Genomic DNA, 22,947 nt, shown 5'->3' with positions numbered 1-22,947 from the left:
GAATGACTCCTAGAAGAACAGGCCCGTCGGCAGGCGTACATTGAGCACTTCCTTGAAGGTCAGGTAGAAGACGATGACTAGCCCCAGGATCACCGGCGTCCATCTCAGCAGGCGTTGCCAGGTCACCCGCGTCTCGACCCGGGCCAGGTACCAGGTGAGAGCGAAGAAGGCGACCAGCGTGGTCACCAGGAATCCCAGCACCTCGACCAGCCCCCACCAGAGAAAGAACCCGGCGATCACGGTGAACAGCCGCCGGGGGCTGCCGGTGATCTCGACCTGCCGACCACTGGGGCGGATCACGCCCTTGACGATCAGCGCGACCGCGATCAGGCACAGGAGCACCAGGATGGCCCGCGGGAAGATGATGCTCAGTCGCCCGATCTCCTCGCGGGGCAGCCAGAGCACGGCGGCAAACACCAGGCCGACGGTGCCCGCGGCAATGTCGGTGTTGAGGCGCAGGATCATGGTGACCTCCCGTCGTTCTCGTCGACCCTGTCCAGTAGCCCCTTGCGCGCCAGCCACATGGGCACCAGAGCGGTGGCCGCGCCCAGCACGACCAGCCCGGCGAGCACCATGGAGAGCGGATTGTGCAGCAACCTCAGCCAGGGGATGGGATCGACGACCGCCGCCATCAGGGTCTGCACATAGCCCTCCTCGGCGATCCCGCCGAGGATCAGGCCAAGGACGATGGGCGCGGGCTGGATGCCGATCAGGCGCAGGAAGTAGCCGGCAGTGCCCAGGATGAGCATGATGCCGACATCCAGCAGGCTGTTGCGCAGGGCAAAGGTCCCCAGGATGGTCACCATGGCGATGCTCGGCACCAGGAAATAGTAAGGGGTGCGGATCACCACGCGGTGGATCAGTCGTCCGCCGAGCAGTCCGACCGGCAACAGCAGCAGGGCCGCCATCCCCATGGAGAGGATGAAGCCGTTGGTCAGCACCCCGGACTCGGTGAAGAGGTCAAGCCCCGGGCGCAGGCCGTGCATCAGCAGCACGCCGAGGATAATGGCATCCGGCGGCGCCCCGGGAATGCCCAGGGTCAGCAGCGGCACCATGCTGCCCGCCACCATCACGTTGTTGCTCGACTCCGAGGCCACCACGCCGTCCACGTTGCCCTTGCCGAAACTCTGGGGGTCCCTGGAGAAGCGCCGGGCCTCATTGTAGGCCACCAGGCTGGTGACGTTGCCACCGGCACCGGGAATGATGGCGATGATCTGGCCGATCAGGCAGGAGCGGATCAGGTTGACCGGCTTGCCGAAGATATGACGGGCGATACTGACGATGGAGACCTCCTTCCTGCGCAACTCCGCCCCCCCGGGCAAGGCCCCGCGTCCTTCCGCCGACATGGTCAGCAGCTCGGGAATCACGAACAGGCCGATCAGTGCCACGATCAGCTCGATGCCCCCCTGCAGCGGCGGATAGTCGAAGATGAAGCGGGACTCGCCCCCCACGGGCGAGACGCCGATCGTGCTGAGCAGCATCCCGATGCAGCCACCCAGCAGCCCCTTGAGCAAGGAGTCGCTGGAGAGGCTCGCGACCAGGGTCAGCCCCAGCATCGCCACCCAGAACATCTCCGACGGCCCGAAGGCCACGGCCCATCGCGCCAGGGGGGGCGCCAGGACCAGCAGAAAGATGACCCCGACGATACCGCCGACCACCGAGGCGATGGTCGCCGCGGCGATGGCTTCATAGGCCCGGCCCTGGCGGGCCATCGGATAACCATCGAAGGTGGTGGCGATCGACGAGGGGGTGCCGGGCGTGTTGATCAGGATGGCCGTGAAGGCCCCGCCGTAGATGGAGCCCATGTAGACCCCGCCCAGGGCCATCAGGCCCTGCAGGGCTTCCATCGAGAAGGTGAAGGGCAGCAGTACCGCCAGCGCCATGGTGGCGGTGAGCCCGGGCATCGCACCGATGAAGAGGCCCGCCGAGACGCCCACCAGGACGGTGATGACGCTTTCGAAGGTCAACAGGGAGGCCAGGGCCTCGAGGAGCATATCCATGCATCACCCCGCCTGGGGCCATGCGCGCACGGCCCCGCAGTGTCAGGACAGGAAGGGGGCCCAGCGGCCCCCCTCGGCAGGAGGAAGGGTTATTCGGCGTCCTCGAGGATCGGGCCGTAGGCCTCGCGCAGCATGCCGATCACCTCGTCGACCTCCTCGCCGGTGATGTACTCCATGACGAAGCCCAGCGGCTCCTGCTTCTCGGCGATCCGGCGATTGGCCTCGGCGAAGGCCTCCTCGAGGGTCTCTACCACCTCGTCAGGGGTCCCCTTGGGAACCGCCACGCCGCGATAGGCGCCCCCGACGATGTCATAGCCCTGTTCCTTGAAGGTGGGCGCATCGGGCAGGGCCTTGACGCGCTCCTCCGAGGCCACGGCCAGCACCTTGACGCTGTCGGCCATCTCGGTGCCGAGCATGGTGTAGTTGAAGATGCCGGCGACATGGCCACCCTCCAGCGCGCCCTTGAGCGGTCCGGTACCGGAGAAGGGAATGTAGGTCAGGTCGATGTCGGCTTCCTGCTCGAAGCGCAGCATGTCCAGGTGGTTGGCGCTGTAGGTACCGCTGCCGCCCAGGGTGATCGCTTCGGGGTTCTCCTTGGCGTCCTCGACGAGGTCCTCGAGGGTGTCGTAGGGACTGTCGTTGTGCACGATCAGGGCGTTGGGCGTGGAGTGGAAGAAGGTGACGATCCGCCAGTTGTCGGTCTCGTAGCCCGCATTGTTGCGCTGGATCGGCTGGCCGATGATATGCGGGATGTTGACGCCGATGATCTCGTAGCCATCCGGCTCGGCGCTGTTCTGGAACTCGCTCCAGGCCACGGCCCCACCGCCACCCGGCCGGTGGGTCACATTCACCGAGACGCCCAGCACCTCTTCCAGGATCGGCTCCTGGAAGCGTGCCGTGACGTCCGATTCACCACCCGGATCGAAAGGGATGATGTAGGTGATGTCCTCTTCCGGGTACTCGGCATGGGCGGCTCCGGCCAGCCCCACGGCGGCGACGGCCGTCATGGCCAGCACCAGCTTCTTGTGCGTGAATTTCATGGCATGCTCCAGACGTTGTTGTGTCGTGATCGTCTCCTGGCAGCCGAGTGTTCTCGTTGTCGGTGTTGTCGCGCCCGGCTACCGGGCCACAGCGCCCCGTACCCCGTCGCTGAGCCCTGTCCTGAAGCTAGCCAAGTTGTAAAGGTTGTCAAGTCACTCACCCCTCGAAGACGCGGCGCCGCGAGTTGCCCAGGTGCGTTCGCATATGGCGCGAGGCGGCCTCGGCATCGCCGGCCAGGATGCTGTCGTGGATATCGCGATGCTCCTCCTGCACCGCGGGGAGGTGGCAGCCGGGGTGTCGCTGCCCCAGCCCGCGCGCCAGGCGCTGCCCATAGGTGATGGGGGCCTCGAGCGAGACCAGGGTATCGGCGAAGAAGCGGTTGTGGGTGGCGTGGGCGATGGCCAGGTGAAAGCCGTAGTCGGCATCGACCCCCAGCGCATTCTCGCGAATCCGCTGCTCGAGCAGGGCGAAGGCGGCCGAGATGGCCCTCTTGTCCTCGGCCGTGGCATTGAGCGCCGCCAGCCGCGCCGACTCGGCCTCCACGGCAATCCGAAACTCGAAACAGCGCTGGATATCGGCCAGGCTTTCCAGCGGGGCGAAGTCGAGCATGGCCCGGTCGGGGCGCAGGAGCACGAAGCTGCCGGCGCCACGATGCGAACGAACCAGCCCATCCTCGCGCAGCCTGGCCAGGGCCTCGCGCACGATGGGACGCGAGACCCCGTGCAAGCTGGCGAACTTCTCTTCGGAGGGCAGCCGCTGGCCCTCGCCGTACTCGCCCTTGATGATGCGATCGACGATATCGCCGTAGACCCGGTCGCTCAGCTTCCGCCCCTGGCGACCGGGTCGCCCGGAGAGGGTCTCGAGCGCGGTCACCTTGTCACTGCGGGAACCCATGCCGTACTCCCTGGCCGCTTTCCCCACAGGATACGCCAACTTTCCCCTGCCCCCGCCACCCGGCTCTCTCCACGCTGTACCAACCGCCATCGCCAGCCCCCCCGTCGCTCGTGTTAGGCTGACAGTGGACCGATTCACCCAGGACTCTCTCGCATGACGACCGCCAAGCAGCTGCTCGAGCGACTGGTGGGCTTCCCCACCGTCTCCCGTGACTCCAACCTGGAGCTGATCCACTTCGTCGAAGCCTTCCTCGACGACCACGGCGTCGAGCACTGGCGCATCGAGAACGAGGATGGCAGCAAGGCCAACCTGCTGGCCCGCATCGGCCCGGCGGTGGCGGGCGGCGTGGTGCTCTCCGGCCATACCGACGTGGTGCCGGTGGACGGCCAGCCCTGGTCGAGCGACCCCTTCGCGCTGGTCGACAAGGGCGACGGCCGTCTCTACGGGCGCGGCACCTGTGACATGAAGGGCTTCATCGCCTGTGCCCTGGCACAGGTACCGAGTTGGGCGAGCATGGCGCTCGAACGCCCCATCTATCTGGCGCTCTCCTACGACGAGGAGGTCGGCTGTCTCGGCGCCCCGCGCATGATCGAGCGCCTGCTGGCCGACCACCCCCGGCCGGCCACGGTGATCGTCGGCGAGCCGACGATGATGCAGCCGGTGGTGGCGCACAAGGGCGCCACCAACCTGCGCACCACCGTCACCGGCCGCGCCGCCCACTCCAGCCAGGTCGACCAGGGGGTCTCGGCGATCCATGTCGCCGCCCGGCTGGTGACGAGGATCGAGGACGTGATGGCCGAGCTCAAGGCCGAGGGCCGTATCGACGAGGCCTTCAACGTGGTCCACTCGAGCCTGCACGTGGGCAGGATCAGTGGCGGCACCGCGATCAACATCATGGCCAGGGAGTGCAGCTTCGACTGGGAGATCCGCCACCTGCCCCAGGACCGCTTCGACGACCTGCTCGGCCGCGTAAACGACTACGCCGCCGAGCTCGCGGCCAGGATGCAGCGCATCGCCCCCGAGACGGGCATCGTCACCGAGACGCTCAACGTCACGGTGCCGGCGCTGGCCGACGACAACAACGCCGAGGTGCTCGCCCTGTGCCGCGAGCTGCTCGGCGAGCGACCCTCCGGGGCGGTGGCCTATGCCACCGAGGCCGGCCAGTTCCAGCGCGAGGGGCTGCCCACGGTGATCTGCGGCCCCGGCAGCATCGGCCAGGCCCATCAGCCCGACGAGTACCTCGACATCGAACAGCTCGAGGCAGGCAGCCACTTCATGCAGGCGCTGGGCGAGCGGCTGGCCGGGCGCTGAGACCTATTTGACAGAGGCGTCAGCCGGCTCGCCGCTCTGCCGAGTCCTGCAGTGCCGGCCCGGCCCCCGCCCGCAGCCGCAGTTCCAGCCGCCGCTCATAGAGCCCCTTGGCAAACAGGGTACCGAGGACCAGGGTGCCACCGACCAGCGCCATCGGCGCCGGCTGCTCGGCAAGGATCCACCAGGCCAGCAGGGTGCCCACCACCACCTCGAGCAGCAGCAGCAGGCCCACCTCGGCGGCGGGCAGATAGAGCGGCCCGCGCTGCAGCAGGGTCACCCCGCAGGGCACGATGACCAGGCACAGCAGGATCACCACGGTGAGCTGGTGGCCGGCGGGCAGGGACGGCGCTCCCCCGGCGAGCCACACCAGCCCGGCCCCGCCCCCGACGATCACGCCGTTGAAGACCAGCATCGGGCTCATGTCCACGCCCGGGCGGGTACGACACAGGGTGAAATTGAGGGCCAGGGTGGTCGCCGCCATCAAGGCAAAGGCGTTGCCCAGCCAGGAGCCGGCGCCGACGTCGTCAACCACGATCATGGCGATGCCGGCCATGCACAGCCAGATCGCCAGCCAGGTACGCCTCGGCAACCGCTCCTTGAGGATCACCCGTGACAGTGCCGCGGCGATCAGCGGCGAGCCGGCCAGGATCATCAGCACGTTACCCGCCTTGGTGTACTGGTTGCCGAGCACGAAACCGCTGGTGGTCAGGCTGAACAGCAGCGCCACGGCGATGCCGGTCCAGCCGCAACGACGATAGGCCGCCAGGATGCCGCGGCCATGGCGTATCAGCGCGATCAGGAAGAACCCCAGTGCCGAGAGAAAGCCGCGCCACATCAGGATCTCGGCATCGGGCAGGTCGGCGACCTTGATCAGCAGCGCATCGGGGGCCATGATCAGCGCCCCGCCGCCGGTCAGCAGCAATCCCTGCTGGCGATATGACAACGCGCTCAACCGGCTCATGTCAGTGGTTATCCCTCGGCGGATGCTGGCGTGCCACGTCACGATAGCGGGTCGCCGGCGCCAGTGTCATGCCACGATCCAGCGGCTCCACCATCGAGCGCTGGATCTCCTGCCAGGGCGTCTGGTGGTCGGGGTAGCGATAGCCGCCGGCCGCCTCGAGCCGCCGACGCCGCGCCGTGAGTTCGGCCTCGTCGATCAGCAGCCGCACCTCGCCTCGCTTCAGGTCGACACGCAACCGGTCCCCGGTTTCCAGCAGTGCCAACCCACCGCCGGTGGCGGCCTCCGGTGAGGCGTTGAGGATCGACGGCGAGCCGGAGGTCCCCGACTGGCGCCCATCGCCCAGGCACGGCAGCGACTCGATGCCGCGTCGGATCAGCGCCTCCGGCGGCTGCATGTTGACCACCTCGGCGCCGCCGGGGTGACCCACCGGGCCGGCGCCGCGCATCACCAGGATGGTGTGCTCGTCGATGCCGAGCGCCGGGTCGTCGATGCGTGCGTGGTAGTCCTCGGCGCCGTCGAACACCGCCACCCTGCCCTCGAAGGCGTCGGGGTCGGCAGGGTCGTTGAGGAAACGCTCGCGGAAGTCCGGCGAGATCACGCTGGTCTTCATCAGCGCCGAGTCGAACAGGTTGCCCTTGAGGTTGAGGAAACCGGCGTGTTCCACCAGTGGGTTGGCGTAGCGGCGGATCACCTCGGGGTCGCGGGTCTCGTGTCCCAGCAGATTGGCCTCGAGGGGGCGGCCGTTGACGGTCATCGCCTCGCCGTGCAGCTTGTCCGCCGCCAGGAGTTCGTGAAGCACCGCCGGCACGCCGCCGGCGCGGTGGAACTCTTCGGAGAGGTAGGCGCCGGCCGGCATCACGTTGGCCAGCAGCGGGATCTCGTGGCCCAGCCGCTGCCAGTCATCGTTGGCCAGTTCGACCCCGGCATGGCGGGCGATGGCATTGACATGGATCGGCGCGTTGGAGGAACCGCCCAGCGCCGAACAGGTCACGACGGCGTTCTCGAATGCCGCGCGGGTGAGAATGTCCAGCGGCCGCAGGTCCTCCCAGACCATCTCGACGATGCGGCTGCCGGTCTGGTAGGCGACCATGGCGCGCTCCTTGTAGGGCGCCGGGATCATCGCCGAACCGGGCAGGCTCATGCCCAGCGCCTCGGCCAGGGCATTCATGGACGAGGCGGTGCCCATGGTATTGCAGTGGCCGATGGAAGGCGCCGAGTCGGCGCCCCGCGCCAGGAACTCGGCGTAGTCGATGTCACCGGCCGCCAGGCGCTTGCGCAGCTCCCAGATGATGGTGCCGGAACCGACCCGTTCACTGCCCCGCCAGCCGTTGAGCATCGGCCCACCGGAGAGCACGATGGCGGGGATGTTGACCGTGGCCGCGGCCATCAGCGCCGCCGGAGTGGTCTTGTCGCAGCCGGTGGTCAGCACCACGCCGTCGAGCGGATAGCCGTGTAGCACCTCGACCAGCCCCAGATAGGCCAGGTTGCGGTCCAGCGCCGCGGTGGGCCGGCGCACGTTCTCGTGGATCGGGTGCATGGGGAATTCGAACGGCACCCCACCGGCGGCGCGAATGCCGTCCTTCACGCGCTTGACCAGCTCGATATGGTGGCGGTTGCAGGGCGTCAGGTCGGAGCCGGACTGGCTGATGCCGATGATCGGCTTGCCGCTGGTCAACTCCTCCAGGGTGATGCCGTAGTTCAGGTAGCGCTCGATACACAGCGCCGTGGTACCCGGATGCTCGGGGTTGTCGAACCAGTAGCGCGAACGCAGCCGGTCGGGGGTGATCCGGTGTGGCGTGTCGGGGGTGCCGAACCACGCGGCGGAGCGGGTCGGCCGGGCTCGGGACGAATCATGTGACGACATGGGAAGAGGCTCCTGTTGCGCAGTCGGGCCATGAGCCGCAAGCAAGGGTTCCAGACCCCACAGACAGTAATGCCACGGCCAGCGGAAAGTCGATACATGCAAAAGTATATGTTGAACAAATGCTGGGCATGTTCGTCATTGCCAGGAGATGCGTGCGAGCCTGGAACCGCACGCCGGGCAAGAGGCCAAGCCGGCATCCGTCGGCCTGGCGAGCACCGTCTGGCGCGCACGAAAAAACGGGCCGGGGGAGAACTCCCCCGGCCCGTTGCCTGGTGGCTTGCCGCCCGCCACTGCGTAGCGGTCGGCCTGGCCTGTCCCTCAGCCGCGTGACTGGCGGCGGATCGGTGCCTCGCCGTCGTCACGACGACGCGGGGCGCGCTCGGGGGCGCCGCGATCCTCGCTGATCTCCAGCGGACGGCCGGCCACCCGGGCACGGGCCATCTTGGCCAGGATGCTCGCCGGCAGCGAGCTCGGCAGCTCGACCACCGAGAAGGCGTTGCGGATATCGATGCGACCGATGCGGGCACCCTCGATACCGCCTTCGTTGGCGAGCGCACCGACCAGTTGGCCCGGCTTGACGCCATCCTTGTGACCCACGGCGACGCGGTAGCGGGTCATGCCCTCGCTGGGGCCGCTGTCGCGGCGACGCGGCGGCTTGCCGTCGCGGGCGGCGCGCTCACCACGGTCACTGTCGCGACGTGGCGCCTGCAGGCGACCGATCGGCGCCTCGTCGGCGCGCGCCATGGCGGCGAAGGCGCAGGCCAGCTCGATGGGGTCGTACCCCTCCTCGACCAGGCGCTCGATCAGGGCGGTCTGCTCCTCGGCGCCCTTGGTCAGGGAGGCGACCACGCGCTGGTGGAACACCTCGTCGCGATGGGCGCGGATGGCGGCCTCGTCGGGCAGCGGCATCTCGCTCAGCTTCTGGCCGGTGGCCTGCTCGAGCCAGCCCACCTTGCGCCCCTCGCGGAAGCCGACGAAGGTGATCGCCACACCGGTGCGGCCGGCACGGCCGGTACGCCCGATGCGGTGGGTGTAGGCCTCGGCGTCCTGGGGCAGGTCGTAGTTGATGACGTGGGTGATGCGCGGCACGTCGAGACCGCGGGCGGCCACGTCGGTGGCGATCAGCACATCGACCTTGCCACGCTTGAGGCGCGTGATGGTGCGCTCGCGCAGGCTCTGATCGAGGTCACCGGAGAGGCTCGCCACGTTGACGCCGCGGGCCGAGAGCTGCTCCATCAGGGTGGTGCAGGCGGCCCGGGTGCGCACGAAGACGATGGCACCGTCGACGGGCTCGACCTCGAGGATGCGCGACAGCGCCTCCAGCTTGGCGCCACCGTCGACACGCACCATGCGCTGGTCGATGCTCGCCGCGGTACCGACCCGGGCCTCGATGGCCACCTTGACCGGATCGACCAGGTAGCGATTGACGATGCGCTCGATCTCGGCCGGCAGGGTGGCGGAGAAGAACACCCGCTGGGCATCCTTGGGGGTATCGGCGACCACGCGCTTGACGTCGTCGATGAAGCCCATGCGCAGCATCTCGTCGGCCTCGTCCAGCACCAGGGCGGAGAGGCCGTCGAGCTTGAGGCTGCCGCGATCCAGGTGATCGATCACCCGGCCGGGGGTGCCCACCACCACCTGGGCGCCACGCTTCAGCGCGCCCAGCTGCTCGCGGTACTCCTGGCCACCGCACAGGGTCGCCACTTCCAGGCCCTTGAGGTTCTGGCCGTACTTGCTGAACGACACGGCCACCTGCTGGGCCAGTTCACGGGTCGGCGCCAGCACCAGCACCTGGGGCTCGCGGCGCTCGAGCTCGAGGCGCGACAGGATCGGCAGCGCGAAGGCAGCGGTCTTGCCGGTGCCGGTCTGGGCCTGGCCCAGCATGTCACGGCCTTCCAGCAACGCAGGGATGGTCTGCATCTGGATCGGCGAAGGGGTCTCGTAGCCCAGCGTTTCGACGGCAGAGAGAACGGCAGGCAGCAGGGCCAGATCGCCGAAGCTCGGCGCAGCGACAGAAGTCGAGGTCATCAATCACACCTTGGTAGGCCGGCGATGGCCGGCAAATCACATTGAGGCACCCCCGACGCAAGCAAACGGTCGGGCGCACTGCGCCAGTCGCTGGGCCGTCATGGCCAGGGGGCAGAGCGAGTCACGGTATCGGGGACGCCGGTCGCACCTGGCATCCGGTTCGAGCCTCGAGGGCTGGCGAACCGCTAAGGCGACCTTTCTGCGCCGATGTCGCCAGACTGGCGGCATCTGGTTGGCGCTCCATCTTCACATCTCGGACACTGGCGGTAGATGACCGCAGGTCTCGGTGATTCGGCTCGGGCACTCGGCTCAGGCGAATCGTCATGATGGCGGGGTCAGCACATGCGAGGAGCGCGCATGCTACCATCGGCCCTCATCGCTGGCCAGCCTTTTCGGGGTTGGCGTTCATCGCCCCCCTTTGTTCCCTTCCTGCCAGGAGTTTGCCATGCCGAGTCTCTGGGTCGACGCCGATGCCTGCCCCAAGGTGGCCCGCGAGATCATCGTGCGCGCCGCCGAGCGCACCGCCACGCCGACCTGGTTCGTGGCCAACCACGCCATACCGCTGCCGCCCTCGAAGTGGGTCAGGGCGCTGTCGGTGAGCCACGGCTTCGATGCCGCCGACAACGAGATCGTCGCGCGCCTGGCCGCCGGCGACCTGCTGATCACCTCGGACCTGCCGCTGGCCATGGAAGCGATCGACAAGGGCGCCGCGGTGATGACCACCCGCGGCGAGATGCTCGATCGGAGCAATATCCGCGCCCGTGTCCAGATGCGGGACTTCATGGAGACCCTGCGCGCCAGCGGCGAGCACACCGGCGGTCCCAAGGGCTATGCCGACACCGACCGCCGCGAGTTCGCCAATGCGCTGGATCGCTGGCTGGCGAAGCAGCGGTAATCTGGTTCTTCGCCAAGTGGCATCAACTTTCCCCGTGGGAGCTCGGGTTCCCCGGGCGAATGGCGCCGCAGGCGCCCTGGCGGTGTCATTGATGCTCGGCGCATACCGCCAAGGAGTCCTTCGGCCTCCATTCGCCGGGCAAAGCCCAGCTCCCACAACGGGCATACCAGAGTGCCATGCCCCTACTCCTGCCAAATTCCCCGGCCCGGCAACCGCTCGCGGTCGTGGGGCCGCTCGAGGTCGAGGAGCGGGCCACGGGGCACGATGCGCGTCGGGTTGATGGTGTCGTGGCTGTAGTAGTAGTGGCGCTTGATATGGTCGAAGTCCACGGTCTCCTTGATGCCCGGCCACTGGTAGAGCTCGCGCAGGTAGTTCGACAGGTGCGGGTAGTCCTCGATGCGCCTGAGGTTGCACTTGAAGTGGCCGTGGTAGACCGCATCAAAGCGAATCAGGGTGGTGAACAGCCGGATGTCGGCCTCGGTCAGCCACTCGCCGGCCAGGTAACGGCTCTCGGCCAGCCGCGATTCCATCCGCTCCAGCGCCTCGAACAGCGCCACCACATGCTTCTCGTAGACGGCCTGCTCGGTGGCGAAGCCCGACTTGTAGACACCGTTGTTGATGTGGTCGTAGACATCGGCGTTGACCGCATCGATGGCCCGACGCAGGTCCTGCGGGTAGAAATCGAGCCGGTTGCCGGTCAAGTCGTCGAAGGCGTCGTTGAACATCCGCAGCAGGTCGGCGGACTCGTTGTTGACGATGCGCCCTTCGCGCTTGTCCCATAGCGCCGGCACCGTGACCCGCCCGGTGTAGTGTGGGTCGGTCAGGGTGTAGAGCTGGCGATGGTAGTCGACGCCGTTGACCGGGTCACCACTGGAGCCTTCGCTCTCCTGATAGGTCCAGCCCTGGTCGAGCATCAGTGGGCTGACGTGGGAGACGCCGATCAGCTCGTCGAGCCCCTTGAGCCGGCGCAGGATCAGGGTGCGATGGGCCCAGGGGCAGGCCAGGGAGACATAGAGGTGGTAGCGCCCGGCCTCGGCGGACAGCCCCGGCTGGCCGTCCGGACCCGGACCACCGTCGCGGGTGATCCAGTCGCGGAGCTGGGCGGATTCGCGCACGAACTCGCCGCCGTGCTTGCCGGTGTCGTACCACTGGTCATGCCAGACGCCTTCGATCAACAGGCCCATGGTGTCCTCTCGTCAGTCAACAGGGATGTGAAGTAGAGCCTAGAGCGATTTCATCGAATCTCAAGCGCATCCTTTGCCACGATTCATTCGTCTATATCGAATGGTTCGACCTCCGAACAGGTCGCCACGCCCTGCTTGAGGGCGCTGGCCATGGCGTGTGTCGCCGGCCCGGCGCGGTCGCGGTCACGATGGATGAGCTGGATCGGAATCTGGCGGATACCACCGGCGGTGAGCGGCAGCGGCTTCAGCCGCCCCTCATTCAGGGCACCGAGGATCCGCGTCTCCGGCACCCAGGCGAAGCCCAGGCCCCGCTCGAGCATGTCGATGGAGGTGTGCAGGTGACTCAGGGTCCAGCGCTGCTCGGCCTTCAACCAGCCCGAGTCCATCGACTGTCGCAGCGCCGAGTCGCGCACCACCAGTTGGCGGTGCTGGATCAGGTCGCGCAGGTCGAGTGGGCGCGCCAGCCGGTGCAGCGCATGCTCCGGATGTGCCACGGCGATGAAGCGCACCGTGACCAGTGGCTCGCCCAGGAACCCCTGGGCAGCGAGCCCCGAGACCACCAGGTCGGCACTGCCGTCATAGAGCATCTCGATGCCGCCGTTGAGCACCGTCTCGTGCAACTGCACCCGCACATGGGGAAACTCCCGTGAGAAGGTCTCCAGGGCGCGGGCCAGGGCGTCGGGCGGAAAGACCTGATCGATGGCCAACACCACCTCGGCCTCCAGCCCCTCCGCCAGGCGCGTTGCCACGTCTTCCAGCGAGTCGGCGCTCTCGATCAACTGGCGCGCCCGACGCAGCAGCATCTCGCCCGCTTCGGTCAGGCGTACCTGCCGCCCCACCGGCGCCAGGACCCGCACGCCGAGTTGTTCCTCCAGCTTGTGCACCGCGTGGTTCAGGGTCGACGGACTCTTGTGGATGGCCTCGGCGGCCCGCGCGAAGCCGCCATGGTCGACCACCGCGGCCAGCATCTGCCATTGGGTCAGGGTGACTCGGGACATTTCGATTTCCTCGAACACTAAAAGCGAAACATTGCGCTTAATTTTCGAAAAATCCGACCTAAAATGCCAGGGAAACCTTGCAAGAACGGAGAAATCTCATGGCCTCCACTACGCCGCGTCGGGTCGAGCAGCTGCAACCCAGCCATCCCAGTCAGGATGGCGACGGGGTGAGGATCCAGCGGATCCATGACTTCGGCGGCGGACTGGATCCCTTCCTGATGCTCGACGAGCTGGGGTCGGACCGTCCCGACGACTACATCGGCGGCTTCCCGCCCCACCCACACCGCGGCATCCAGACCCTGACCTACGTGATCCACGGCGGCCTGACCCACGAGGATCACCTGGGTCACGCGAGCACCATCAGCGCCGGCGACGCCCAGTGGATGCATACCGGCCGCGGCATCATCCACTCGGAGATGCCACTCACCGACAGCCAGGGCCTGCACGCTTTCCAGCTGTGGCTCAACCTGCCGGCCCGGGACAAGCTGAGCCCGGCCACCTATCGGGATGTGCGCGCGGCCGAGATGCCCCGCCTCGCCGGCCAGGGTGCCGAGCTGATCGCCCTCGGCGGGCGCTGGCAGAACACCGGTGGCGAGCACGTCGCCGGCCCGCTGAATGCCCTCGCCGGCGACGGGGCCGTGGCCCATGTGCGCCTGGAACCGGGTGGTGAGCTGACGCTCGAGACGGATGCCCCCACCCTGCTGGTCTACGTCTTCGACGGCAGCCTGACCATCGGGGAGACCACCGTGCCCCGAGGCCAACTGGCCCGGCTTGGCGGAGGCGAGCAACTGGTGCTGGGCAGCGCCGCGGGCGGCCAGGCCCTGCTGCTGGCCGGCCAACCACACCGGGAGCCCATCGCCCATTACGGGCCTTTCGTGATGAACGAGCACGCCGAACTGGAGCAAGCCCTGCGCGACTATCGCGACGGCACTCTGACAGGCACCCGAGGATGACCGACCGAGGCAGGGGTTGATTTCCCCCTCGTCTTCGGCTCCAATGACCGATTAGTAAACAGCGTTCGCTTTACCCGAGCCGATCTGCGCCAGGCGTGGATCGGCCCATCCCTGTATGCACATACAGACTAGGCACGCCATGCGTCATGGGTTATGGTTTCGATGCCTTTTTTTATTCTTTTCATCAGTCATTGGCCTCTACCCATGTTGCGAATCCTCCATTCGCTGCCCCGCACGCACAAGCTGTTACTGTTACCCGTTGCCACCATGGTCACAGTGCTGGGCGCACAGAAAATCGTCACCTCCTTCCAGGATGTCCAGCGTGAGAATCAGCCGCTCGACACCGTTCTCGTCCCCCTCGATCCCGATACTCAACCCGCCCTCCCCTCACTGAGTTTCGACCGTAGCCCGGTCGCCGATGCCATCGAGATGGCCTCGCTGGCCCTCGATGCCACTCGCGAACATGTACCGGTGTCGAGTCTCACCGCCACCGAAGTCGTCGATATCGATTTTGTCACCTCGGCCAGTGCCGCCGGCGAGAGCGCCGAGAACCGGGTGGTGCCCCTGGCACTGGCCAGAGCCGAACGGAGCATCGACGAGCCGGTCGACGGCGGTCTGGCCGACGGGCTGATGCTCGATGATGGTGCGCTGCACATGGCGGTCGTGATCGGCACCATTTCCAGTGGCATGCTCGATCAAGACGAGGCCCTGGTGGCGGATGCCACTTCTTATGAAGAGGTCCCCGAAGAGGAACTCATCCTGTTCGGGGAAGGCCCGGTTTTCCTCGAGGAAGAGATCGCCGCCAGCGAACCCTTCGTGCCCGAATGGGAGACCTACACGGTAGAGCAGGGCGATACCTTCGCGGTCATGGCCCAGAATCGTCTGGGGCTCGGCTACAGCGAGGTGTTGAGCCTGCTCGACGAGCTGCCCGACAAGAACCTTTTGACCCGCTGGCGGGCCGGTAACAGTTTCGAGTATCAGCTCGACGAGGACGGCAAGCTGCTGACCCTGAGGGTGATGCGCAATGCCCGCAACGGCTTCTTCATCGAGCGCGGGGACGATGGTTTCGATGTCGCGACCATCGAACGCGCCGGCGAAGCCACCCAGCGCCTGTTCGCCGGTACCGTCAGCGGCAGCTTCGCCCGCTCGGCCCAGGCGACCGGCCTCTCCAGCTCGGAGGTCAGCCAGCTCTCCAGCCTGCTGGAAAAGAAACTGGACTTTCGCCGCGACACCCGTCGCGGCGATCGTTTCCAGGTGCTGGTCGAGTCCGACATCGTCGACGGCCAGAGCCTCGACTCCCGGGTGCTGGCGGTGCGGTACGAAGGAGCCCGCATGGACCTGACCGTGGTCCGCAGCAACGCCGACAGCAACTTCTACACCCCGGAAGGCGAGAGCCTCGACCCGGCCTTCAACCGCTACCCCTTCGCGGGCAGCTACCGCCTCAGCTCCAACTTCAACCCGCGACGCAAGCACCCGGTCACCGGGCGCATCAGCCCGCATCGCGGCACCGACTTCGCCATGCCCATCGGCACCCCGATCCAGGCACCGGCAGACGGCCAGGTGGAGAAGGTAGGCAATCATCCGGTGGCCGGCCGCTACGTGGTGGTACGCCACGACAATGGCTACCGGACCCGCTACCTTCACCTGTCGCGCCCGCTGGTCAATCGTGGCGACCGGGTCAGCATGGGCGAGCGCATCGCGCTCTCCGGCAACACCGGCCGCAGCACCGGACCGCACCTGCACTACGAGGTGATCGTCAACAACAACCAGGTCGATGCCATGAAGGTCGACCTGCCGGAGAACCAGAGCCTCTCCGGCGATGCGCTGCTGGCCTTCCAGCGCGACGCCGAGCCCCTGCTGGCCGTCCTGCAGAGCGGCGAGACCGGCACCGTGGTCGCCCGCGCGCAACAGCCCGAAGCGAGCGACGACGACGAGGGCTGAGCCCTCCCCACCCGAGCCTCGTCCCGCGCCCCGCCATCGAGCGGGGCGCGGTCCTTCCGTGGGATGAGATATCCCCTCGCCGGCCGGGTAGACTGAACAGGTTCCCAGGACCGGAGTGCCCGCTTGTCCTCGCCCCATCTGCGCCGCGCCACCCCAGCACCGCCCGCCAACGGCAGCCGCCTGTATGCCTTCTTCGGTGTCTTCCGCTACAGCCACCGGGCGCTCACGCTGGTATGGCAGACCTCCCGCTCGCTGACGCTGGGTCTGGCCGCCTGCACCCTGGTCGCCGGGGTACTGCCGGCGGTGGCGGCCTGGATCGGCCAGTTGATCGTCGATGCCGTGGTGGCCGCCATGGCCGATCATGGCGAGACCGGTCGCGTGGACTGGTGGCCGGTGCTGCGCTACGTGCTCGCCGAGGCGGGGGTGATCGCCGTCATCGCCCTGGCCCAGCGCGGGCTCTCGGCCCAGCAGTCGCTGCTGCGCGCCCTGCTCGGCCAGAAGGTCAACGTGATGATCCTCGAGAAGGCCGGCACCCTCACGCTTGCCCAGTTCGAGGATTCGGAGTTCTACGACAAGCTGACCCGTGCCCGACGCGAGGCCTCGATCCGCCCGCTGGGGCTGGTCAACAAGACCTTCTCGCTCGCCCAGAACGCCATCTCCCTGGCCAGTTTCGGGGTGCTGCTGGTGCAGTTCTCGCCCTGGGCGATCCTGATCCTGGTGATCGGTGCCCTGCCGGTATTCGTCTCCGAGGCCAAGTTCTCCGGCGATGCCTTCCAGCTGTTCCGCTGGCGCTCCCCCCAGACTCGCATGCAGATGTACCTGGAGACGGTGCTGGCCCGGGAGGACAGCATCAAGGAGGTCAAGCTGTTCGGCCTCGAGCCGCTGCTGCTCGACCGTTACCGCCGGATCTTCGACACCCTCTACGGCGAGGATCGCCGCCTGACACTGCGCCGCGAGACCTGGGGCTTCCTGCTCGGGCTGCTCGGCACCCTGGCCTTCTACGGTGCCTACGCCTGGGTGGTGGTGGAGACCGTGACCGGCCAGCTGACGCTCGGCGAGATGACCATGTACCTGATGGTGTTCAAGCAGGGCCAGGCGGCGCTCTCGGCGAGCCTCACCTCGATCAGCGGCATGTACGAGGACAACCTCTATCTCTCCAACCTCTACGAGTACCTGGAGCAGCCGGTGGACGCCGAGTCCGGTACCCGCACCACCGGCGCCCGGCCCGGAGACGGCATCCGCTTCGAGAACGTGAGCTTCACCTACCCCGGCGCCGAGAAGCCCGCCCTGTCGGGCATCTCGCTGCACCTCAGGCCCGGCGGCAGCCTGGCCCTGGTCGGCGCCAACGGCTCCGGCAAGACCACCCTGATCAAGCTGCTCACCCGGCTCTACGCGCCAAGCGAGGGGCGCATCCTGCTCGACGGCAGCGACCTGCGCGACTGGGACATCCAGACGCTGCGCCGACGCATCGGGGTGATCTTCCAGGACTTCGTCCGCTACCAGCTCAAGGTCGGCGAGAACCTGGGGGCCGGCGACGTCGCCGCCTTCGCCGACGAGGCCCGCTGGCGGGAGGCCGCCCGGCGCGGCCTGGCCGACGACTTCATCACCGACATGCCCGGTGGCTACCACACCCAGCTCGGGCGCTGGTTCAAGGGCGGCCAGGAGCTCTCCGGCGGCCAGTGGCAGAAGATCGCCCTGTCGCGGGCCTACATGCGCGAGAGCGCCGACATCCTGGTGCTCGACGAGCCCACCGCGGCCATGGACGCCGCCGCCGAGGCCGCGGTGTTCGCCGACTTCCGCGAACACAGCCACGACAAGATGACCATCCTGATCTCCCACCGCTTCTCCACGGTGCGCGCCGCCGACCAGATCCTGGTGGTCGACGGCGGCAGGATCCTCGAGCGGGGCGACCACGACAGCCTGATGGCGGCCGATGGCCGCTATGCGCGGCTGTTCCGGTTGCAGGCCGAAGGCTATCGCTGACGGCAGACCATCGGTTTATCGTCTGCCGCTGCATCGGTTGACGCTTCATCAGTCATTGTTTATAAGAAAAGGGTCACGCCTCACAGCGTGGCGCTCATCCACTCAACGAAGACCCGTCCTTCATGCTCTGGTCAACCCGCGGCACTACATCCGGCACCTGGCATCCCGTTTCCCATAACGCGATGCGAGCATGCCCGTTGCCGTGTGCCAGTAGATAACCCATTGAAGGACGCTGGCCGCGGCACTTGTCGCGGCCAAGCTATCACCTCTCCCTGGTCATATATTGTTCGCGCACAAGGCCCGGCCTCCTGACCCAAGGAGACCGAGAGAATGGCAACCTCAACGATCGCCCGGCGCCTGCTGGCCGCCCTTCGCGACTACCTGACCAAGCGTCGTCACTATGCCGAACTGAGGGACTACGACCCACGCCTGCTCAGGGACATCGGCCTGCGCCGGGAGCGCGGCCGCCTGGTACCGCTCAATCCGGAGCGGGAGCCGGCCCCCTTTCCGGCCAGGCCCACGCCGCACAACAAGGCGGCTGAACCGTCACCGTCGGCGGTCTGTCCGCGCTGCGGGAGCAAACTGGCTTAGCCAAGGCCCCGGTCACAGGACGTGACCGGGGCCTTTCCCCTCACCGCCGAACGCCGCGTTCCTCGTGCCGCAGGGCACCCAGCTACAGTTCGAGCGGCCGGTCCAGCGCCTGCAGCAAGGCCTCGTCGCGCTGGTAGATGTCCGGGCGGAAGGCCAGTTCGCCGTCCTCGGCGGCGTGCACCGTCCAGTAGTGCAGGATCACCGGCACGCGCTCCGCCAGCCGCACGTTGCGGGTCTGACCGCTGTCGATCAGTGCCTGGATGTCACGGTCGCTGCCGGTGTCGTCGAACAGCAGCTGGACGAACTCCAGCACCCCCTGGACCCGGATGCAGCCGGAGCTGAAGGCGCGCTGCTCGCGGGCGAACAGCCCCTGGGCGGGGGTATCGTGGAGATAGACCATGTGATCGTTGGGGAAACGGATCGCCACCTGCCCCAGGGCATTCTGTGGCCCCGGCGCCTGGCGCAGCATGACATTGCCGGGCTGCTCCCAGTCGACCTCCCAGGGGTCGAGGGGCGTTCCCGACGGGCCCAGCACCTGGATCCTTTCCCGCCACAGGTAGCCGAGGTCCTGGCGCACCGCCGGCAGCACGTCCTCGCGCAGGATGGTGGGTGGGATCGTCCAGGTCGGGTTGACGGTCAGGTGGGTGATCTCGGAACGCAGGGAGGGGGTGCGCCGGTAGGGCCGTCCCACCACGATGCGCGAGCGCCAGATCTCGCCATCGGGGCGGAAGTAGCTGATCTGGTAGCCGGCGATGTCCACCAGCACGAAGGAGTCGGGCAGGCCATGCAGCAGCCATCGGGCCCGCTCGAGATTGAGACGGATCTGGTCGATGCGCTCGTCCACCGGTACGTTGAGCGCCGCCCTGGTCCGTGCCCCGACGATGCCGTCTGCCTCCAGCAGGTGGCGACGCTGGAAGCGCCGCACCGCCGCTTCCAGTCGCTCGTCATAGCGGCGCGGATCCGGGGCTTCCAACTCGAGCTCCGGCACGTTGACGCCATCCACCGCCACCAGCTCCAGCTCACCGATCACCGACAACCGCTCGCGCAGCACCACCACGTCATCGTCGATCTCGCCCGGACGCAGCGCCCGGTCCCGGGCCGGCAAGCTCGGCCAACCGCCGAGTCGCTCGAGGTTGCGATAGCGGGCCAGGCCGGTCCGCAACCGCTCATAGGGCGCATAGCCGGGACGCACCTCGGCGAAGGCCTGCTCGAAGCGCTGGGCATCCACCGCCCGGGAGTGTGCCGCGAGATCCAGCGGTGGGGCGGCGATCGGCACCTCCCAGTCGGGATCGATGTCATGGGGATCCAGCTTGCCACGCTGCAGGTGCCGCAGGGCGGTCAACAGCACTCGGCTGGCGTGCAGGTCGAAGCGTGCCTGCTGCTCGAAATTGCCTCCCTTCCCATAAGCCTGGCGATGGCCGGCCACCAGGGCGTCCGGCCGATAATCCTTGGGGATCAACCCATCGCCGTCCAGGGTATGCAGCGCCGCGGCAAAAGCGGTCACCGTGCGGGAATCCGTCCAGGCCGGGCGTTGCCCGCGCACCGCATAGAAGGCCTGCAACTCATCGCTCTCTTCCGCCAGCAAGGCGGTGATGGCGGCTTCGAGCGGCGACGCGGACTCACCCGCTCCCTGCCCCTCCTGCCCCGAGACGGGGGCCGCCAGCATGAGCAGGGCCAGCAGCAAGGGAATGAGGAAGGTCCTGTCTGCGCGAGCGTTCATCGTCCATAACTCCTGCGTTGATGGAGGCGCCTGGTCATCCCGACCCTCATGGTCATAATAGTGCCAGACCGGGGGACTCAGGGAAGCAGCCCCCACCCTTGCGCCAGAACGAACGCCACGGGGCCCCCATGACGCGACTCCTGCTTCCACTGATGACCGGCTCGCTGCTGGTCAGCCTGTCGGCCGCCGCCGACGACTTCCTCGCCCAGGTACTGCACCCCGACCAGCTCCGCCCCCCGCCCCTGGAGCACACCCTGGCCCGACTGGCGCCGAACGCCGACCGACGAGTCCTGCGACTCGCCGCCAGCGCCCTGCACTGCGCGGCTCCCGAGGCCGGTCGTCTCGCGGTGATCGACTACTCCCTGCCCTCCACCGAACCACGCCTCTGGGTGTTTGACCTCGACCAGGGCGAGTTGATGTTCGAGGAGCTGGTCTCCCATGGGCGGGGCTCGGGAGATGCCGAAGCCACGCTGTTCTCCAACACCCCGGAAAGCCACCAGTCGAGCCTGGGGCTGTTCCGCACCCTGAACAGCTACTACGGCCGCAATGGCTACTCGCTGCGACTGGAAGGGCTGGAACCGGGCGTCAACGACCTGGCCTACCAGCGCGCCATCGTGATTCATGGTGCCGACTACGTCAGCGAGGCCTTTATCCGGCGGACGGGCCGGCTGGGCCGCAGCCACGGCTGCCCGGCGGTGCGCCAGGAGGTGACCTACCCGCTGATCGACAGCCTCAAGGAGGATCACTACCTGTTCGCCTACTATCCCGACCCTGAGTGGCTGGAGAGCTCCGCCTTCCTGGGTTGCGAGCGTGACGAGCGCCCGTTGGCCATGCAGTAGGCACTCCCCCAGGCACCAAGGCGGGGCATCCTGGCCCCGCCTTGCCCTTTCTTGCAGCGCAGCAGACCTGACCTGCCCCTCGGCAGGACCTCTATACCCACAGGCAAGCACATGAAATAAAAGAAATACCAAAAAACTGGCAGCCGCCTTGCTTGGAGAAGACCAGATAATGGTAGGCGTGGACCAGGCTCCCCCAGGAGTACGAGTGCGTCGAACCTGACCTTCAACGATGAAGGACACGTTCCCGGATTCGCTACCATCCAACGCGAGGCCTGACCCATGGAAATTCTCAACAAGGCCAACAGGATTCGCCTGTTGAACTTCAGTTCCCCCCAGATGCGTGCCTTCCACTTCTCGTGGTTCGCCTTCCATATCTGCTTCTTCGGCTGGTTCGGCATTGCACCGTTGATGGCGGTGGTCCGCGAGGACCTCGCCCTCACCCAGACCCAGATCGGCAACACCATCATCGCCTCGGTGGCCATCACCGTGATCATACGCTTGCTGATCGGCGTGCTCTGCGACCGCATCGGGCCGCGCAAGGCCTATACCGGCCTGCTGATCCTCGGCTCGATTCCCGTCATGGGCATCGGTTTCGCCAATAGCTTCGAGACCTTCCTGCTCGCACGGCTGGCCATCGGCGCCATCGGCGCCTCCTTCGTGATCACCCAGTACCACACCACCATGATGTTCGCCCCCAACGTGGTCGGCACCGCCAACGCCACCAGCGCCGGCTGGGGCAACCTGGGGGGCGGTACCACCCAGATCCTGATGCCGCTGATCTTCTCCGGCCTGTTGATGCTCGGCGTCAACGAGGCATTGGGCTGGCGGCTGGCCATGGTGGTGCCCGGCGTGGTGCTCTTCATCACCGGTATCTGCTATTACCTGTTCACCCAGGACGCCCCCAACGGCAACTTCGAGGATCTTCGTGCCCGAGGCGAGCTGCCGCCCGCCAGCGGCGACAGCGGCGCCGGCCAGACCTTCCTGGCAGCCGCCAAGGACATCCGCGTCTGGGCGCTGTTCGTGGTCTATGCCATCTGTTTCGGCGTCGAACTGACCATCAACAACATCGCCGCCATCTACTTCTTCGACCACTTCGACCTGACACTGGCCACCGCCGGGATGATCGCCGGCCTGTTCGGGTTGATGAACATCTTTGCCCGCACCATGGGCGGCGTCTTCTCCGATCTCTTTGCCCGCAACGGCGGCCTCAAGGGACGGGTGCGCTGGCTGTTCATCGCCCTGGTATGCGAGGGCATCGCCCTGATCGGCTTCTCGCAGATGCATGTGCTGTCGTACGCCATCGGCATCATGCTGGTGTTCAGCCTCTTCGTGCAGATGGCCGAAGGCGCCACCTTCGGCGTGGTGCCCTTCATCAACAAGAAGGCCCTGGGCGCCGTGGCCGGCATCGTCGGCGCCGGCGGCAATGTCGGCGCCGTGGCCGCTGCCTTTCTGTTCCGCTCGGAGGCACTCACCTACCAGCAGGGGCTCTTCTACCTCGGCCTGATCGTGCTGGTGCTGGCCTCATGCGCCCTGCTGGTGCGCTTCTCCGAGGCCACCGAGGCCGAGGAGGCCATCGCCTACCAGGACGCCATGGGCGAGGATGCCGGTGCCGGCGCCCTCTCGCTGCGCTGATTCCCCTGCCCGATCGAGTGCCTGCCGCCGCCCCACCGGGGCGGCGGCAGTCGTCGGGTACGAACTGGCACGGAACTTGCGGAACAGATGCAGGAGCGTCTCGCTTCCAGAG

The 22,947-nt window shown here is 67.3% G+C and carries 18 protein-coding genes; 8 read left to right on the top strand and 10 right to left on the bottom strand.

Annotation, left to right across the window (positions count from 1 at the left end; all coding sequences use genetic code 11):
* Positions 1 to 9: 9 nt before the first annotated feature.
* From QLQ85_RS19125 to QLQ85_RS19110, 4 genes are all read right to left on the bottom strand, one after another.
* The gene (locus QLQ85_RS19125) at positions 10 to 465 is read right to left on the bottom strand and encodes a tripartite tricarboxylate transporter TctB family protein (RefSeq protein WP_282740447.1); all 456 of its coding nucleotides are present in this window, start codon (positions 463 to 465) and stop codon (positions 10 to 12) included.
* Entirely contained in the window at positions 462 to 2,000 is a 1,539-nt protein-coding gene (locus QLQ85_RS19120) for a tripartite tricarboxylate transporter permease (RefSeq protein WP_282740446.1), read from the bottom strand. Before QLQ85_RS19120 ends, QLQ85_RS19125 begins: the two co-directional genes overlap by 4 nt.
* 89 nt (positions 2,001 to 2,089) lie before the next feature.
* Positions 2,090 to 3,040 (bottom strand): Bug family tripartite tricarboxylate transporter substrate binding protein, encoded by a 951-nt coding sequence (locus QLQ85_RS19115; RefSeq protein ID WP_282721198.1) that lies wholly within the window; start codon positions 3,038 to 3,040, stop codon positions 2,090 to 2,092.
* 157 nt (positions 3,041 to 3,197) lie between these two features.
* Positions 3,198 to 3,935, bottom strand: coding sequence for a FadR/GntR family transcriptional regulator (locus QLQ85_RS19110; RefSeq protein ID WP_282740445.1), 738 nt, complete (start codon positions 3,933 to 3,935; stop codon positions 3,198 to 3,200).
* 153 nt (positions 3,936 to 4,088) lie between these two features.
* Here QLQ85_RS19110 and argE point away from each other — a divergent pair, with 153 nt between their 5' ends.
* Positions 4,089 to 5,246 carry an acetylornithine deacetylase gene (gene argE, locus QLQ85_RS19105; protein WP_282740444.1) on the top strand — a complete coding sequence of 386 codons (1,158 nt, stop codon included), beginning with the start codon at positions 4,089 to 4,091 and terminating at the stop codon, positions 5,244 to 5,246.
* 19 nt (positions 5,247 to 5,265) lie between these two features.
* Here the strand turns inward: argE and QLQ85_RS19100 are convergent, their stop codons facing one another.
* The 3 genes from QLQ85_RS19100 to QLQ85_RS19090 form a co-directional block, all read right to left on the bottom strand.
* Positions 5,266 to 6,207 (bottom strand): DMT family transporter, encoded by a 942-nt coding sequence (locus QLQ85_RS19100; protein ID WP_282740443.1) that lies wholly within the window; start codon positions 6,205 to 6,207, stop codon positions 5,266 to 5,268.
* A gap of 1 nt (position 6,208) precedes the next feature.
* Entirely contained in the window at positions 6,209 to 8,071 is a 1,863-nt protein-coding gene (locus tag QLQ85_RS19095; RefSeq protein WP_282740442.1) for an IlvD/Edd family dehydratase, read from the bottom strand.
* A 318-nt stretch (positions 8,072 to 8,389) separates the two neighbouring features.
* The gene (locus QLQ85_RS19090) at positions 8,390 to 10,099 is read right to left on the bottom strand and encodes a DEAD/DEAH box helicase (RefSeq protein WP_282740441.1); all 1,710 of its coding nucleotides are present in this window, start codon (positions 10,097 to 10,099) and stop codon (positions 8,390 to 8,392) included.
* 445 nt (positions 10,100 to 10,544) lie between these two features.
* On the opposite strand from QLQ85_RS19090, the gene QLQ85_RS19085 reads away from it, so the two are divergent.
* Positions 10,545 to 10,994, top strand: coding sequence for a YaiI/YqxD family protein (locus QLQ85_RS19085; protein WP_282740440.1), 450 nt, complete (start codon positions 10,545 to 10,547; stop codon positions 10,992 to 10,994).
* Between the two features lie 182 nt (positions 10,995 to 11,176).
* Here the strand turns inward: QLQ85_RS19085 and QLQ85_RS19080 are convergent, their stop codons facing one another.
* On the bottom strand, positions 11,177 to 12,178 hold the full coding sequence (locus QLQ85_RS19080; protein WP_282740439.1) for a glutathione S-transferase family protein: 1,002 nt from the start codon (positions 12,176 to 12,178) through the stop codon (positions 11,177 to 11,179).
* Between the two features lie 83 nt (positions 12,179 to 12,261).
* Positions 12,262 to 13,176 carry a LysR family transcriptional regulator gene (locus QLQ85_RS19075; protein ID WP_282740438.1) on the bottom strand — a complete coding sequence of 305 codons (915 nt, stop codon included), beginning with the start codon at positions 13,174 to 13,176 and terminating at the stop codon, positions 12,262 to 12,264.
* 98 nt (positions 13,177 to 13,274) lie between these two features.
* On the opposite strand from QLQ85_RS19075, the gene QLQ85_RS19070 reads away from it, so the two are divergent.
* The 4 genes from QLQ85_RS19070 to QLQ85_RS19055 all read left to right on the top strand — a co-directional run bounded on the left by QLQ85_RS19070 (position 13,275) and on the right by QLQ85_RS19055 (position 18,644).
* Positions 13,275 to 14,129, top strand: coding sequence for a pirin family protein (locus QLQ85_RS19070; protein ID WP_282740437.1), 855 nt, complete (start codon positions 13,275 to 13,277; stop codon positions 14,127 to 14,129).
* Positions 14,130 to 14,333: 204 nt separating this feature from the next.
* The gene (locus QLQ85_RS19065) at positions 14,334 to 16,070 is read left to right on the top strand and encodes a peptidoglycan DD-metalloendopeptidase family protein (RefSeq protein ID WP_282740436.1); all 1,737 of its coding nucleotides are present in this window, start codon (positions 14,334 to 14,336) and stop codon (positions 16,068 to 16,070) included.
* A 138-nt stretch (positions 16,071 to 16,208) separates the two neighbouring features.
* Entirely contained in the window at positions 16,209 to 18,053 is a 1,845-nt protein-coding gene (locus tag QLQ85_RS19060; protein WP_282740485.1) for an ABC transporter ATP-binding protein, read from the top strand.
* A 330-nt stretch (positions 18,054 to 18,383) separates the two neighbouring features.
* The gene (locus QLQ85_RS19055; RefSeq protein WP_282740435.1) at positions 18,384 to 18,644 is read left to right on the top strand and encodes a DUF1127 domain-containing protein; all 261 of its coding nucleotides are present in this window, start codon (positions 18,384 to 18,386) and stop codon (positions 18,642 to 18,644) included.
* Between the two features lie 82 nt (positions 18,645 to 18,726).
* Here the strand turns inward: QLQ85_RS19055 and QLQ85_RS19050 are convergent, their stop codons facing one another.
* The gene (locus QLQ85_RS19050) at positions 18,727 to 20,364 is read right to left on the bottom strand and encodes a L,D-transpeptidase family protein (protein WP_282740434.1); all 1,638 of its coding nucleotides are present in this window, start codon (positions 20,362 to 20,364) and stop codon (positions 18,727 to 18,729) included.
* 128 nt (positions 20,365 to 20,492) lie between these two features.
* Here QLQ85_RS19050 and QLQ85_RS19045 point away from each other — a divergent pair, with 128 nt between their 5' ends.
* Both QLQ85_RS19045 and QLQ85_RS19040 read left to right on the top strand, forming a co-directional pair.
* Positions 20,493 to 21,203 carry a murein L,D-transpeptidase catalytic domain family protein gene (locus tag QLQ85_RS19045; RefSeq protein WP_282740433.1) on the top strand — a complete coding sequence of 237 codons (711 nt, stop codon included), beginning with the start codon at positions 20,493 to 20,495 and terminating at the stop codon, positions 21,201 to 21,203.
* Positions 21,204 to 21,482: 279 nt separating this feature from the next.
* Positions 21,483 to 22,835: a NarK family nitrate/nitrite MFS transporter gene (locus tag QLQ85_RS19040; protein WP_282740432.1), complete on the top strand. Its 1,353-nt coding sequence runs from the start codon at positions 21,483 to 21,485 to the stop codon at positions 22,833 to 22,835.
* The last annotated feature ends 112 nt before the right edge of the window (positions 22,836 to 22,947 follow it).

The sequence above is a fragment of the Halomonas kalidii genome, assembly GCF_030010475.1.
GTDB lineage: Bacteria > Pseudomonadota > Gammaproteobacteria > Pseudomonadales > Halomonadaceae > Halomonas > Halomonas heilongjiangensis.
This window is presented reverse-complemented; position numbering and strand designations above follow the sequence as displayed.

Bases quoted from the DNA above. Each gene is read 5' to 3' on its own strand.
- QLQ85_RS19125 (WP_282740447.1), bottom strand. From the start codon at position 465: ATGATCCTGCGCCTCAACACCGACATTGCCGCGGGCACCGTCGGCCTG.
- QLQ85_RS19120 (WP_282740446.1), bottom strand. From the start codon at position 2,000: ATGGATATGCTCCTCGAGGCCCTGGCCTCCCTGTTGACCTTCGAAAGC.
- QLQ85_RS19115 (WP_282721198.1), bottom strand. From the start codon at position 3,040: ATGAAATTCACGCACAAGAAGCTGGTGCTGGCCATGACGGCCGTCGCC.
- QLQ85_RS19110 (WP_282740445.1), bottom strand. From the start codon at position 3,935: ATGGGTTCCCGCAGTGACAAGGTGACCGCGCTCGAGACCCTCTCCGGG.
- argE (WP_282740444.1), top strand. From the start codon at position 4,089: ATGACGACCGCCAAGCAGCTGCTCGAGCGACTGGTGGGCTTCCCCACC.
- QLQ85_RS19100 (WP_282740443.1), bottom strand. From the start codon at position 6,207: ATGAGCCGGTTGAGCGCGTTGTCATATCGCCAGCAGGGATTGCTGCTG.
- QLQ85_RS19095 (WP_282740442.1), bottom strand. From the start codon at position 8,071: ATGTCGTCACATGATTCGTCCCGAGCCCGGCCGACCCGCTCCGCCGCG.
- QLQ85_RS19090 (WP_282740441.1), bottom strand. From the start codon at position 10,099: ATGACCTCGACTTCTGTCGCTGCGCCGAGCTTCGGCGATCTGGCCCTG.
- QLQ85_RS19085 (WP_282740440.1), top strand. From the start codon at position 10,545: ATGCCGAGTCTCTGGGTCGACGCCGATGCCTGCCCCAAGGTGGCCCGC.
- QLQ85_RS19080 (WP_282740439.1), bottom strand. From the start codon at position 12,178: ATGGGCCTGTTGATCGAAGGCGTCTGGCATGACCAGTGGTACGACACC.
- QLQ85_RS19075 (WP_282740438.1), bottom strand. From the start codon at position 13,176: ATGTCCCGAGTCACCCTGACCCAATGGCAGATGCTGGCCGCGGTGGTC.
- QLQ85_RS19070 (WP_282740437.1), top strand. From the start codon at position 13,275: ATGGCCTCCACTACGCCGCGTCGGGTCGAGCAGCTGCAACCCAGCCAT.
- QLQ85_RS19065 (WP_282740436.1), top strand. From the start codon at position 14,334: ATGTTGCGAATCCTCCATTCGCTGCCCCGCACGCACAAGCTGTTACTG.
- QLQ85_RS19055 (WP_282740435.1), top strand. From the start codon at position 18,384: ATGGCAACCTCAACGATCGCCCGGCGCCTGCTGGCCGCCCTTCGCGAC.
- QLQ85_RS19050 (WP_282740434.1), bottom strand. From the start codon at position 20,364: ATGAACGCTCGCGCAGACAGGACCTTCCTCATTCCCTTGCTGCTGGCC.
- QLQ85_RS19045 (WP_282740433.1), top strand. From the start codon at position 20,493: ATGACGCGACTCCTGCTTCCACTGATGACCGGCTCGCTGCTGGTCAGC.
- QLQ85_RS19040 (WP_282740432.1), top strand. From the start codon at position 21,483: ATGGAAATTCTCAACAAGGCCAACAGGATTCGCCTGTTGAACTTCAGT.